Source organism: Pseudomonas sp. A-RE-19 (assembly GCF_019956555.1).
Lineage (GTDB): Bacteria > Pseudomonadota > Gammaproteobacteria > Pseudomonadales > Pseudomonadaceae > Aquipseudomonas.
The window spans coordinates 68,227-81,858 of the sequence record NZ_JAHBDQ010000012.1; the positions used below are offsets into that span (position 1 = coordinate 68,227).

Genomic DNA, 13,632 nt, shown 5'->3' on the forward strand with positions numbered 1-13,632 from the left:
CGTTAGCCCCACAGTCCCAACAACTTGGCTTTGGCTACCGCCTGGGTTCTGCGCTCGACCCCCAACTTTCCATGTATTCGTCGGGCATGGGTTTTCACCGTATGTAATGAAATGAACAGCGTCTCGGCAATCTGCTGATTGGAATTACCGAGGGCAATCAACTTCAGCACTTCCAGTTCACGCTGACTCAGTGGATTGGACTGTTGCGGGGTGACATCACTTCCAGCGGGCGCCCCCAACCCGGTCAATGCCTCGAGCAATGGCGCCTGACGCAGGCGTAACTCGTGCAACACCTGATGCCCCTGAAAACGAGCGACCATGCGCAGGCCTTCACGCAATACCTCAGTGGCCTGCAGGGTGTCGCCACTGAGCCATAGCACTTCGGCCATGGCCAATTGCAGTTCGGTATTGAGCGCATGCATCCCATGTTCCCGGGCATGCGCCAACAATGACTGAAGAGAGGCCAGCGCCTGGGCATTGGCCTGCCCGCTCTGAACCTCGGCCAGTATCAACAAGTACTCGATCCGCGGAATCAATTCCAGGGTCGCCGGTGGTGCTTGCCGCGCCCCAGGTCCCCGGTAGTGCTTGAGCACTCGGCTCAATGCCTCATGCGCCAATTCCGGGCGACCTTGTTGCAACCAGAAATGGCTGCTGACTTGCAACAGAGCGCTGCGGTAGACGGTGTCGGGGATGTGCCGTTGTTGCATCAAACGTTCTGCGTCGCGCAACCGGACAAACGCCTGGGCGTAATCACCCTTGTTTGCAGCCAGTTGCGCCTGACCGAGAAACCCATACAGCACGCGCTTGTCGTGGTTGCGCAAGCAATCGTCCAAGCCTGCCTGAAAGAACTCGGCAGCGCGCTCGTCTGCGCCCTGGCACAAGGCCAACCGCCCTCGGCGCAACGCAATTCGCCCCAGCAGCGGTGTCGGTGGATCCGAGCGCTGACGGAGCAATTCATCAATGTTGCAGAGCAGACTTTCGGCCCGCATCGCCGCGCCCCGTTGTTCCAGCAATTGTGCATGATCGAGTTCCATCAACCCCTCGAACACCAGCGAACCTTGTCCCCGCGCCAGGCACAAAGCCTCGCGGTTATGGGCATGCGCCACGTCGAGTTCGCCCCTTAGCAAGGCTTGTTGCGTCAGCCCCGACAAACACATCAGCCGCGCCGTCCAGCATTGGGGATCGAGCGCGCTCAAGGCTTCAAGAAAGTGCGCGCGTGAAGTCTCCATTTGCCCTTGCAAATGCAGTAACCAACCCTGCAGAGACTGCCAGCGTCCAATCAATTGACGCTGGAGTACCGCCGAGGGTTGAGGGGTGAAATTCGCCAAATGAGCGATGCACAGGGTCGCTTGTTCAAAACGTCCGGCGAACAACAGAGCGGCTGTCAGCAATCCGACCAACTGCGGACTGCCCAACGTCAGTTCCTCGCCTTGCTGCTCATGCAAACGCAGCAACAGCACCACCGTCTGCTCTTCGAACAACTGCTCGAAACTGAAGTGCTGCAACAGGCTGACCGCCACTTCGTATTCCTCGGCCAGCAATGCCTGTTCGAAGGCCAACTTCCAATCCTGTTCGGCACAGAACCATTGGCAGGCACGGCGATGCCAGGAGCGTCCTGCCGGCCATGGCTCATCGCGCAACAACTGAGTGAACGGGGTGAAAATCTGCAGCCAGTCGGTGGAGTCCCGCCAAGGTTCGATAAAGCAGCCCAGCACTTGCAATGTCTTCAGGTACTGCGCGCCCTCCCCCGTTCCAAACAGGTGATCGCACAGCCGGGCATTGAAGCGTGGCAAGTGGGCCAGCACGCGCCAAACCTCACTCAACTCAGGCGTCAGCGAGCTGAATAATTCATGCTCCAGGTAATCGAGCAAGGTGTCCGCCCGTCCCATGGGTTTGTCCTGACGCGACCAGTCGCACTTTTGCAGCAATGCAATCCGCACACCGGCACACCAGCCGCCGGTGCGCTGGATGATCCGACTGGCCACCTTACTGGCCTGCTCCGGTACCCAGGGCTGCACTATCTGCTCGACCTCACCTGAAGTGAACGCCAGCGAAGCGCTTTCGCAGTCGTACAACTCGTCATCGAGCAGCAACCTTGGCCAGTTGCATTGCGGTCGGCGACGAGCGCCTATCCACCAGGTGAGCATCGGACTGCCGATTGTCAGCACGCGATCCAGAAGCTGGTCCAGTTCCGGGTTCGGGAGGCGGCAATAGTCGTCGAGAAACAGCCAGGTCGGTGTCTGCAATCGGGCGAGATACCCAAGCAACCCGGCTTCGTCCGAGGAGGCCAGCCCCAACGTCTCTGCCAGGCGCTGACGAAAATCAGCCGCGCTCGACGCCACGCCAGACAAGGGCAGCCAATGCACCCGGCACTGGCTGGGTGCCTGCAACAGGCACTCGGCGAGCAGCGAACTCTTGCCACTGCCAGCCGGAGCGCAGAGCAATTTGACCCGTGCCGTGGAAGCCAGTAACGGCTCACTCAAGCGAGCCCGCGACAGGTGATGAGAGGACAGACGGGGCAGGAATCCAGAACGGTCCAGACACGGAGTCATGGCGGTCATTGCGGCGTGCCTTTTTATAATTGTCCGGCCACCCTAGCCCTCTCCAACCCGCTTGTTGAGAAGTATTCAGGACGCTGATTGGCGCCCATAAAAAAGGCGACCCGCGGGTCGCCTCTCGTGCTGCCCATGTATCAAAACCCTTACCGAACACCCTCGGTGCGCAAGGCCGACGGGGTGTAGTCGGCAGCCTTGGCATCGAAGCCGAATTCGAAGCTGTGCTTCTCTTCGTTCTTCATTCCCAGGGCAATGTATCGGCCGGCAATGATGTCGTAGAGCGCCTCGAGGGTGTAGGCCGGCGTCTGGTGATCGTAGTAATACTGAGCGTGACCTTCAGCCACTCGCCACAGTTGACCGCGACCGTCGTAGTGATCCACCAACGCCACTTGCCAGCTGTCTTCGTCGAGGTACATGTGGCGTTTGGCGTAGATGTGTCGCTCGCTCGGCTTGACCGTGCCGACCACTTCCCAGACCCGGTGCAACTCGTAACGGGTCAGGTCCTGGTTGATGTGCCCGGCTTTCACCACGTCATCGTACTTGAGGCTTGGCGAGTCGAGTTTGTAGCTGTTGTAGGGAATGTACATTTCCTTTTTGCCGATCAGTTTCCAGTCGTAGCGATCCGGCGCACCGGAGAACATGTCGAAGTTATCCGACGTGCGCAGACCATCGGCAGCGGTGCCCGGCCCGTCATAGGCCACTTGCGGCGCGCGACGGACCCGGCGCTGACCGGCATTGTAGATCCACGCCAGACGCGGCTCTTTCACCTGGTCGAGGGTTTCGTGCACCAACAATACGTTGCCCGCCAACCGCGCCGGCGCGGTCACCGACTGCTTGAAGAAGGTCAGCACGTTGGCGGCTTTTTCCGGGTCCAGGTCCTTCATCAGTTGCGGTACGGCGATCTCTTCCTCGAAACGGATCGGTGTGTAGCTGCCGTTGGTTTGCGGGGTCACCTGGGTAATGATGCGTCGCAGGTTGCCGCCGTGGTAACGGGTGATGTGGTTCCACAGCACCTCAACGCCATTCTTCGGAATCGGGAATGCGTAATAGCGATTGCCGGTGAAATTGGCCAAGCCGTTACCGTCGTTGATGCTGTTCACATTCAGCGCGCTGCGCTTGGCCGACTCGTAGATTTCCGGCGGCACGGCCACGGTGCGGTGGGTCGGGTAGACCGGGATCTTGTAGGTTTGCGGGTAGCGCTTGAACATCGCCACCTGGCCATCCGAGAGCTTGTCCTTGTACTTGTCGACCGTCGCGGCGGTGATGGTGAACAGTGGTTTTTCACTGGCGAACGGGTCGGCGAGGAAGCCTTTGCTGTCGACGGCGCCGGCGTTTTTCGGGATGCCGCCGGTCCACGCCGGGATCGAGCCATCGGCGTTGCCGGCCTTCTCGGCGCCCAGCGGCGTGAGTGTGGTGCCGAGCTTTTCGGCTTCTTGCGGCGAGACCGCCGCCATCACGTTGGCCGCCAGCAGGCTCAGGGCCAGGGCGCCGCATTGCAGAATCATCTTGCGCATTTAAATCATCCTTCTCAGCCAGATCAGAAGTTCACGCCGAAGCTCAAGGCCACGAAGTCGCGGTCAGTCAGGGTGTTGTAGTCCCCGCCGAAAAAGTCGGTGTAACTCAAGCTCGCGGTATAGGTGTTGCGGTAGTCGGCATCGACGCCGACGCTGATGGCCTTGGCGCCTTCGTTGAACAGGCCGTTGGGGCCGTAACCGCTGACGTCATGGGACCAGGACAGGTTGGGTTTGAGGTTGATCCCGCCAATCACGTTGGCGTAGTCGAGGATCGCCCGGGCGCGGTAGCCCCAGGACGTTGAGGTGACGAAGCCGTCGGTGTCGCCACCGAAACCATACTGGCCGTAGACCGAGTCACGGCCATAACGCAGTTTGGTTTTCGACTCCAGACCACCGACCCGCACCACAGCTGCTTCACCGACCAGGGTCAAGCGCTGGGCGCCCAGCACCTGATCGAAGAAGTGCGTCAGGGTGCTTTGCACCTGGGTGATTTCCTTGCGGCGGTAACCGGTGTTGTCGGCACCTGGCCGGGTCGCGACGGGCGATGCGGCGCCGCCGGCGATCGGGTTAAGCAATGCCAGGGTCAGGTCGTTGGTGTTGACCTGCACCGGAGCGTTGGGCCGGTAGCTGATTTCGCCAGTCCACGCCGTACCGGTGGGCAGGGTGGTGGAGAAACTCGCACCGTACAGGCGAATGTCTTCCGGGTATTCGAGGTAGTACTGGCCGCGCCCGAGCATCACGCTTTGGGCCAGACCCGAACCGCTGCCCGGCGCCAGACGGTTGGCGGTGCTGACCATGCCCGGCAGGCTGGCCAGCGTCGACAACCCGGCGGTGGTGGTGCCGACGGTCGGTGTGCGACTGTGGTAGTTCATGAAGTAGAGGCCGTATTCGGTGTCGTCACCGAGCCAGCGCAAGGCCGTGCCCCATTGCCCCGAGTCCCGTGCATCACGGTCGCCACCACGGGGCACGATCACACCCTCACGGGTGACCTGGATAGGTTGGCCAAAGGCTGCCGCCAGTGGCGCCAACGGGGCAATCGCCGGGCTGCCGACGGTGTAACCGGTGTTGCAGCCATCCGCCGCCACATCGACGCCGAAAAAGGTGCCGCAGTTGTCGAGAACGGTCTGATCCCACTCCAGTTGGTAGAAGCCTTCCACCGTGAGCTGATCGGTCAGGCCCTGGGAGGCGAACAACATGTTCACCGGAATCAGGCCTTCCTTGATCTCCGCGCCAGGACGCCGGAACGCGGAAACGTCGACCGGGTTGATGCTGTTGATCGAGTTGCCGATGAAGGTACTTTCACCCCAGCTGACCACCTGCTTGCCGGCACGCACGGTGCCCGGCAGATCGGCAATCGAATAGTTGTGATAGATAAACGCATCGAGGATCTGCGCGCCCGAAGACTTGGCGCCCTCTTTGCGACCGTTGTCGCTGATCTGCTTGAACTCGCGGTCTTCGTCCTTCAGTTCGAAGTCGTACCAGTACTTGCCACGGACGAACACACCGGTGTCGCCGTACTTCAATTCGAGGTCGTGGATGCCTTTGAAGATCTTGGAAAAGGTCTCGCCTTTCTTGAAGTTCAGGCGTCCGTCATCACCGGTCGAAGACTGGCCGGTGCCGCCGTTGACGGTGCCCACCAGAGACTTGTCGGCATCGCGCATGCCCCAGCTCGCGCCGACGGACAACGAAGAATCGAACTGCCCCTCGATTTCGCCGATGTTGAATGAAACAGCCTGCGCCTGGGCACAGCAACCCAAGGCCACCGCAGCGGCCAGCGCCTGCGGTTTGAAGATGGCGCGCATTGTTGTTTTTGTCATGCGTCTTCCCCGGTGAGTGACAGAAGGCCCCACCCTACTGCCGCACGCAGAGAGCGATAAGCGCACCAAGGAGGTATTCGTGGTGTACCTCTAAAGGATGAATGCCCGCATGGGACGGGGGTTTGCGCGGGGCATGGATGAGCTGGATGGGGGGTTATCAATGCAACGCATGGGACAGGCTGAAGCCGGGGGGTGTAGCTGCTGCCGAAGGCTGCTGCAGGGGTCAACCCGAGACTGTTGCTCAGCCTGCAACAGTGCATGTCTGGAATCGCTATTTTTCCTTTGTACTCAAGGCCTTATTCTTGCCGGGCTTTCACGGCAAACGGCCGAAAGCACGAAGCGATGGGGATGATAGACATGCCCCATCGGCAACAGCATCCAGATGATTTGAAGCGTATTTTTCGACTCATCGCCCCGTGTTCACTGACGTTGATCTATTGCTCCTTGATCCACGTCTTGCTTTGGCCGCTGCGTTTGCAGCGGCCTTTTTTATGGGCGAAAGGTTTTAGGGGAAAGTCTTCACGGGGCAGATGGCAGGATGTCGCGCAATCAGATGGAATACTTCTGCAAGTTCTCCATCATTTCCTTCAACGCCTCAATATTGTCCTTCGGATGCGCCGCGCCTTCGAAATCACAAATCTGCTGCCAATGTGCCGCGACATCTTCCGGTGAGAACCCCACCCGCGGATCAAACCCGGCGCCCAGGCTGCGCTCCCAGCGCACCTTGCCCATCCAGCCGCCACCCACTTCGAACAGCCCGGACGTTTCCTGGCAATGCTCGCTGGCCAGGTACACCACCAGCGGGCTGACCAGTTCCGGTTTGAGTTGTTCGAACACTTGCGGCGGGATCAGGCCTTCGGTCATGCGGGTGCCACCGGTCGGGGCGATGGCGTTGACCAGGATGTTGTGTTTGCGGCCTTCGATGGCCAGTGTGCGGGTCAGGCCATAGAGACCGAGTTTGGCCATGCCGTAATTGGACTGGCCGAAGTTGCCGTAAATACCCGAGGTCGACGCGGTGAAAATCACACGACCATAGTTTTGCTCGCGCAGGTGTGGCCAGGCGGCGCGGGTGACCTTGTAGGCGCCCTCGACGTGGACGCGGTAAACCAGGTCCCAGTCGCTGTCGTCCATTTTGTGAAAGGTCTTGTCCCGCAGAATGCCGGCGTTGTTCACCACAACATCGACACGGCCGAATGTGTCGAGGGCATTCTGGACGATTTTGTCACCGTCGGTGACGGAGTCATGGTTCGCCTCGGCGGTACCGCCCGCTTCACGAATTTCCGCCACCACGCGATCGGCCGCCGAAGCGTTGGCGCCTTCACCTTGAGCCGAGCCGCCGAGATCATTGACCAGCACTTTGGCGCCCTGTCTGGCGAACAGCAACGCATGCGCCCGCCCCAAGCCGCCGCCCGCACCGGTGACGATCACCACTTTATTTTCGAAGCGCACAGACTCATTCATGGAGAACTCCAGCAGGCCAGGGAACAATGGAGCCGAGTGTCAGGCACGGAGCTGCCGGTCACAATAAACACGGGTAAAGCTGAATGGTGCGCAATAAGACAGCGGGATAGTCAGGAACACGCCACTTTGAGCGGCGGGGACACCAGTCGATCACGGAATTCCAGATAGTGCTCGAGCACCTGCGCCGGCGCTTCGATCTGTGGGTAGTGGCCAATCTCGTGCAGCAGGACGGTGTCCGGAGCGGGAATCAGTTGCCGATAGCGCGCCACCATGTGCGCGCCGGAAACCGGGTCGACCTCGCCATCGATGACTCGCAGCGGCACTTCGCCGCGCTGCATGGCACCGACCCAGCGCTCACGCTGGACACGCCGCTGCGGGATATAGCTGATCAACTTGTGCATGATCCGTTGCCCGTGATTGCTGTCGACCAGGCTCCAGAAATCATCCAGTTCACTTTCCGTGGGCCGGGTCTGCGGACCGAAGATTTGCTGGAAACTCTTTACCAGACCATCACGGTTAAAGGCTCGCCCGATCACCCAGCCCAAGGGGCTGAGCAGCAGTTTCTGTATCAACACCGGGCGATGGGTTTCGGGAAACAGACCGCCATTGAGGAACACGCAACTGGCGACGTGAATACGCGCTTCGTAGTGCCGGGCCAACAGTTCCTGGGCCACGCTGTCGCCATAATCGTGTGCCAACACATGCAGCGGTTGCTCAACATTGAGATGCGCCAGTAACGCTTGTTGCAAATCGGCCTGTTCCAGCAGGCTGTAGTCATGATTCACCGGCTTGGCCGAATCGCCGAAACCGAGCATGTCACAGGCAATCACCCGATAGCGCTGCGCCAGCGGCTGCCACAGGTAATGCCAGTCCCAACTGGCGGTCGGGAAGCCATGAATCAGCAACAGCGGCTCGCCCTGCCCCGCTGTCCAATAGCGGATGGTCTGACCGCGAAATATGAAGGTCTGGCCGCGTTTGCGCCAGACACACAACGGGATCTCGGCGAGTGCCATTTAGAGTTTATAACCCGGGTCTTGTTTATCGAGTTTGCGCAGCAGCGCCGGCCAGGCCAGCGCGCCACCCATGCCTTGAGCACTTTTGGTGACACCGGCAATCATCGCCTTGGCACCCGCCAGAATCTGCGGTTCGATGGCGATCAGTTCTGCGCCACCGTTCTGCGCCAGCACCTGAATCTCGCAGGCGCGCTGGAAGGTGAACATCATCAGGAACGTGTCGGCGATGGTGCCGCCACAGGTCAGCAGACCGTGGTTGTGCAGCATCAGGAAGTTGTTTTCTCCAAGATCGGCTTGCAGCCGCGCCTTCTCTTCATGGTTCAGCGCAACGCCTTCGTAGGCGTGATAAGCCAGGCTCGACAAGACGAACAAGGACTGCTGACTGATAGGCAAGATGCCCTGCTTCTGCGCTGAAACCGCCACCCCCGCCGCCGTATGGGTGTGCAGCACACACACGACGTCATGGCGGGCTTCATGCACGGCGCTGTGAATGGTGTAACCCGCCGGGTTGATCTCGTAGGGACTGTCCATCAACTTGTTGCCGGCTTGATCGACCTTGACCAGGCTTGACGCAGTGATTTCATGGAACATCAGCCCGAACGGGTTGATCAGAAAATCTTCAGTGCCCGGCACCTTCGCCGAAATATGCGTGAAGATCAGGTCGTCCCAACCGTGCAGCGCGACCAGTCGATAACAGGCAGCCAGGTCGACGCGGGTCTGCCACTCGGCGGCACTGACCTGGTCTTTTACACTCTGTGGCGATTGAACGGGAGTAACGCTCACGGCAAGACCTCTGTTTTTTATTTTTCTCGGTTCTTATTGTTTTACTGACGTTACAACAGTCTAGTCAGCCCCCTGACTTCGTGTAGTTGCATTGGCAGCCAGCTTGATGGCCGAGCGAGTCAGTGCGCGGGTGAGCCTGGATCCATGTCAAAGCATCGCTGCCAATAAAGGCGTGAGCGGCCGGTCAGCCCCGCAAAACGTTGACCAGTTCCGCCAGCCAAGGCTCGGCGTCGGTTTCCGGCGTCACGCTTTCGCTGGCGTCCAGGCGCAGCATCGGCAGCACTTCGCGCACGCCCAGTTCGCCAAACAGTTCACGCATTTGCTCACCGCCGCCGCAGAACGTATCGCCATAACTGGCGTCGCCCAAACCGATCACCGCACCCGGCAAACCACGCCAGGCCGCCGGCAACTGGTCGCGAATGGCGAAATACAACGGCTGCAGATTGTCCGGCAACTCGCCCATGCCGGTGGTTGAGGTCACCGCCAGAAATGCTTCGGGGCCAAAGGCCTGAACATCGGCGAGTGTCGCACGCGGGTTGTGCCAGGTTTCAAAACCGGCGGCGTTCAAAATGCTTGCAGCGTGACGGGCGACTTCTTCAGCCGTGCCGTACACCGAGCCGGAAAGGATGGCGACTTTCATCAATCTGATCCTGAAGCTGAGTAAAAGATCGAGATATTAACAGCACCGCCTTCATTGATCTTTTAGAATGCAGCGCATCAATCAACACGCAAAGGACGCTGCGATGATCAATGCCCAACTGCTGCAAATGGTGATCAACGCCTCCAACGACGGCATCGTGATTGCCGAAAAGGAAGGCGAGCAGGACAACATCCTGATTTACGTCAACCCGGCGTTCGAACGCCTGACGGGCTACACCAGCGAAGAAATCCTCTATCAGGATTGCCGTTTTTTGCAGGCGGGAGACAGGGATCAGGCAGCCCTGACGTTAATTCGCCAGGCGCTGAGCAATGGCGGCTCCTGCCGGGAAATCCTCAGGAATTACCGCAAGGACGGCACGCCATTCTGGAACGAGCTATCGCTTTCCACGGTAAAAAACCCGCACGACGGCCAGACCTATTTTGTCGGTGTGCAGAAAGACGTCACGGCTCAGGTCAAGGCGCAACTACGAGTCGCGCAGCTGGAAGCGCAATTGGCCGAGGTGCAGGCTGAACTTATTGCATTCAAAACGACGAACGGCAAAAACCAATCTGCGAATTAACGGTCATTTACTACAATCACCGATGACTTTGTAATTATTCCTTTCGAGCAAATCATGCAGCGCGATGCACTCTTGACCCAGGATGAGCTGGATTTTATCCAGAACATGCAGCACAACCCGCAACTCAATGTGCGGGATGCAACGTCGAGCCTGCTCGTCAACGGCGGTTCGCAGATTCGTGACTTGCTCACACGTCTGGCCGCTCATGAGCAAGTCACCATCCAGGCCAATTTCGAAAATCAGCAAATGACCTTTCCACTGCACCTGGTGGAAGATGAATTCCATGCGATGCATCTGCGCCTCGGTGTCCCCAGCATTTATGAAGACGGGCCGATGATTCGGCCATGGCGTCTGGCGCTCGAAGAACCCGTGGCGCTGGAAAATGCCAAAGGCCAACCCGGCACGATGTGGGTGCATGAAATATCGTTCAAAGGGGTCTTGCTGGAAGTTCGTAACAAGACCAAGGCACCAAAACATTTCGCGCTGTGGTTCAGCCCGTCAGGCTATGAACGAATTGCGTTGCGCGGCACCTTCGAGCGCGAAACCGAGCAGGGTTTCTACGCCTATGAGTTGAGCCAGAGTGACAAGGATGAAACCGAACGTCTGCGTCAGTACATTCTTCAGCAACATCGCCTGACCCATCCCGCACTGCATATCTGAATCTCAGGTATCCAGATTCCCCGCCAGGAACTGTTTCAGACGCTGGCGCATTAACACTCCCTCGTTTCCCAGGCAACCGATCGACGATCCGGCCAGGCTCTCCTGTGCCAGGTCCGATGCATCCCCAGCCAGCAACACCTGACAATCCAGGCTCATGGCCAGACGATTCAAACGTCGAGGCAGTTCGGCGGCCGGTGCTTGATTGGAAACCAGCACCAGTGCCTTGGGCTTGATCTTCTCGCAGACCAGGATCAACTCGTCGAAGGGCTGACCGATCGCCAACAGCTGAATAGCCGAATCGACGCTGCTCAGATACAGCGCCGTGACCAGTACATCGAGTTCACGACATTGATCGGCCAGGGTGCAGACAACCACTCGTCGCGGTTGCATGACACGTACCAGCAGCAGGCGTTGCAACACTCGAGAACGCAGAAAACCATCCAGAAAAAGCCACTCGCTGGTCTGACCGAACGCTTCATGGCGTTGTAGCAGTAGCCTCCAGATCGGAATCAGAATGTCCTGAAACACCACCGTCAGCGGGTAACTGGAAAAAATCTGACCGTAGACTTGCTCCAGCTGAACTTCGTCAAAAACACTCACCGCCGCCTTGACCTGCTGCTGCCATTGGTCGTAGTCAGCCTGAACGAGTTCGTTGGCAGTGGTCTGCACCAGCACCTTGAGCGGTTCGGTCTTGGCCAGTATCTTGCCGACCTTGCTGACTGCAACACCGCGCTCGATCCAGCCAACGATGCTGCGAACCCGCTCGATATCGGTCAACGAATACAAACGATGCCCACTTTCGGTGCGCGTGGGCTGTATCAGACCGTACCGTCGCTCCCAGGCGCGCAGCGTGACCGGGTTGACCCCCGTCAGACGCGCCACCTCACGAATCGGAAACAGGTCTTCTCGAATCAGGGAGGTGCTGAGGGGCAAGTCAGGTGCAAGGTCTGTCAGCACAGGATCGTCCATGTATATGTTTGGTTACATTCTAACTCTCATGCCCCGGTAGCATTCAACACTTCGTTGAACTAATTAGCACTGACGTCCCAGATAGAATCAGGAATAATCCTTGCTTGTCCCAAGACGCAGCCCACTACCCCGGCGCTGTGTCTGGCGAAGCTCCTACCCGGAGCGACGCGTTAATCAAGTGGAGATACACAATGTCTACCTCACCCGTCACGCTGATGGTTGCGCGTCGCGTCGCCGATGGACGTTATCAGGATCTGATCACCTGGTTGCGCGAAGGCGAACAACTGGCCACCGACTTCCCCGGTTATCTCGGCTCCGGCGTGCTGGCTCCGCCACCCGATGATGACGAATTCCAGATTATCTTCCGCTTCGCCGACGAGCAGACGTTACACGCCTGGGAGCATTCCGCGTCGCGTACTGCCTGGCTGGGACGCGGCAGTGATCTGTTTGCCCACCCTTCGGAGCATCGGGTCAGCGGCATTGACGGCTGGTTCGGCGCGATCGGCCAACGTCCGCCACGCTGGAAACAGGCTGTGGCCATCTGGCTGGCGTTTTTTCCGGTGTCCCTGCTGTTCAATTTTGTTCTGGGGCCGCTACTGGCTGAGACAGGGTTGCTGACCCGAGTGTTCGTCAGCACCCTGTGCCTGACGCCGTTGATGGTTTACTTCTTCATCCCGCTGTCGACCCACCTGCTGGCCGGCTGGCTGCACACTGCCTCTGCGCGTCCGTTGCCCGCAGCACCCACCACCCAAAATCAGTAACCCCTGTAGGAGCGACGCTTGCCCGCGAAGAACGATGACGCGGTTTGACAGATAGACCGAGTCGTTCCCTTCGCGGGCAAGCCTCGCGCCTACAGGACATAGGTGAACAACTCCCGTCGCTGGTATAGTTTTGCTCTAACCGCGACGCGAGCCATTCATGACCTCCTCCGCAGCCCCCATTCTCATCACCGGTGCCGGCCAGCGTGTCGGCCTGCACTGTGCGCAGCGTTTGCTCGAAGACGGCCATCCGGTGATTTTCAGCTACCGCAGCGAACGCCCTGGCGTGCAAGCCCTGCGCGATCTGGGGGCGATCGCGGTGTTTGCGGATTTTTCCAGCGAGGCCGGAATCCTTGCGTTCATCGGCGAACTGAAAAACCACACCGACCGTTTGCGGGCGATTGTCCATAACGCCTCCGAATGGCTGGCCGAAACCCCGGGCACCGAAGCCGCAGCCTTCACCCGCATGTTCAGCGTGCACATGCTGGCGCCCTACCTGATCAACCTGAACTGTGCCGACTTGCTCAAACGCTCGAGCCCCGCCGACATCGTGCACATCAGCGATGACGTGACCCGCAAGGGCAGCAGCAAGCATGTCGGCTACTGCGCCAGCAAAGCCGGGCTCGACAGCCTGACCCTGTCCTTTGCCGCGAAATACGCGCCCGACATCAAGGTCAACGGTATCGCCCCAGCCCTGCTACTGTTCAATCCCGACGACGACGCGGCGTACCGCGCCAGGGTTCTGGCCAAATCGGCACTGGGCATCGAGCCCGGCAGCGAAGTGATCTACCGGAGCCTGCGCTATTTGCTCGACAACCCTTATGTCACCGGCACGACCCTGACCGTCAACGGCGGACGGCACGTCAAATAAGCCGCTCCCGC

The 13,632-nt window shown here is 59.3% G+C and carries 12 protein-coding genes; 4 read left to right on the top strand and 8 right to left on the bottom strand.

What is annotated here, in order from left to right:
• Positions 1-2 precede the first annotated feature (2 nt).
• The 7 genes from KGB14_RS10100 to KGB14_RS10130 all read right to left on the bottom strand — a co-directional run bounded on the left by KGB14_RS10100 (position 3) and on the right by KGB14_RS10130 (position 9,783).
• Positions 3-2,561 carry a LuxR C-terminal-related transcriptional regulator gene (locus KGB14_RS10100; RefSeq protein ID WP_223486178.1) on the bottom strand — a complete coding sequence of 853 codons (2,559 nt, stop codon included), beginning with the start codon at positions 2,559-2,561 and terminating at the stop codon, positions 3-5.
• Between the two features lie 140 nt (positions 2,562-2,701).
• Positions 2,702-4,069 (bottom strand): DUF1329 domain-containing protein, encoded by a 1,368-nt coding sequence (locus KGB14_RS10105; protein ID WP_223486180.1) that lies wholly within the window; start codon positions 4,067-4,069, stop codon positions 2,702-2,704.
• Positions 4,070-4,092: 23 nt separating this feature from the next.
• Complete coding sequence (locus KGB14_RS10110) at positions 4,093-5,886, bottom strand: DUF1302 domain-containing protein (protein WP_223486182.1); 1,794 nt, start codon at positions 5,884-5,886, stop codon at positions 4,093-4,095.
• Between the two features lie 549 nt (positions 5,887-6,435).
• Positions 6,436-7,347, bottom strand: coding sequence for an SDR family oxidoreductase (locus KGB14_RS10115; RefSeq protein WP_223486184.1), 912 nt, complete (start codon positions 7,345-7,347; stop codon positions 6,436-6,438).
• Between the two features lie 110 nt (positions 7,348-7,457).
• Complete coding sequence (locus KGB14_RS10120; RefSeq protein ID WP_223486186.1) at positions 7,458-8,360, bottom strand: alpha/beta fold hydrolase; 903 nt, start codon at positions 8,358-8,360, stop codon at positions 7,458-7,460.
• Positions 8,361-9,143, bottom strand: coding sequence for a class II aldolase/adducin family protein (locus KGB14_RS10125; RefSeq protein ID WP_223486188.1), 783 nt, complete (start codon positions 9,141-9,143; stop codon positions 8,361-8,363).
• Positions 9,144-9,327: 184 nt separating this feature from the next.
• The gene (locus KGB14_RS10130) at positions 9,328-9,783 is read right to left on the bottom strand and encodes a flavodoxin (protein ID WP_223486190.1); all 456 of its coding nucleotides are present in this window, start codon (positions 9,781-9,783) and stop codon (positions 9,328-9,330) included.
• A 103-nt stretch (positions 9,784-9,886) separates the two neighbouring features.
• On the opposite strand from KGB14_RS10130, the gene KGB14_RS10135 reads away from it, so the two are divergent.
• Both KGB14_RS10135 and KGB14_RS10140 read left to right on the top strand, forming a co-directional pair.
• Positions 9,887-10,363 carry a PAS domain-containing protein gene (locus KGB14_RS10135; protein ID WP_223486192.1) on the top strand — a complete coding sequence of 159 codons (477 nt, stop codon included), beginning with the start codon at positions 9,887-9,889 and terminating at the stop codon, positions 10,361-10,363.
• Positions 10,364-10,417: 54 nt separating this feature from the next.
• Positions 10,418-11,023, top strand: coding sequence for a hypothetical protein (locus tag KGB14_RS10140; protein WP_223486194.1), 606 nt, complete (start codon positions 10,418-10,420; stop codon positions 11,021-11,023).
• 3 nt (positions 11,024-11,026) lie between these two features.
• Here the strand turns inward: KGB14_RS10140 and KGB14_RS10145 are convergent, their stop codons facing one another.
• Positions 11,027-11,992, bottom strand: a complete 966-nt coding sequence (locus KGB14_RS10145; RefSeq protein WP_223486196.1) for a MerR family transcriptional regulator — start codon at positions 11,990-11,992, stop codon at positions 11,027-11,029.
• 191 nt (positions 11,993-12,183) lie between these two features.
• Here KGB14_RS10145 and KGB14_RS10150 point away from each other — a divergent pair, with 191 nt between their 5' ends.
• Positions 12,184-12,753, top strand: coding sequence for an antibiotic biosynthesis monooxygenase (locus KGB14_RS10150; RefSeq protein WP_223486198.1), 570 nt, complete (start codon positions 12,184-12,186; stop codon positions 12,751-12,753).
• A gap of 157 nt (positions 12,754-12,910) precedes the next feature.
• Positions 12,911-13,621: a dihydromonapterin reductase gene (gene folM, locus KGB14_RS10155; RefSeq protein ID WP_223486200.1), complete on the top strand. Its 711-nt coding sequence runs from the start codon at positions 12,911-12,913 to the stop codon at positions 13,619-13,621.
• Positions 13,622-13,632 lie beyond the last annotated feature (11 nt).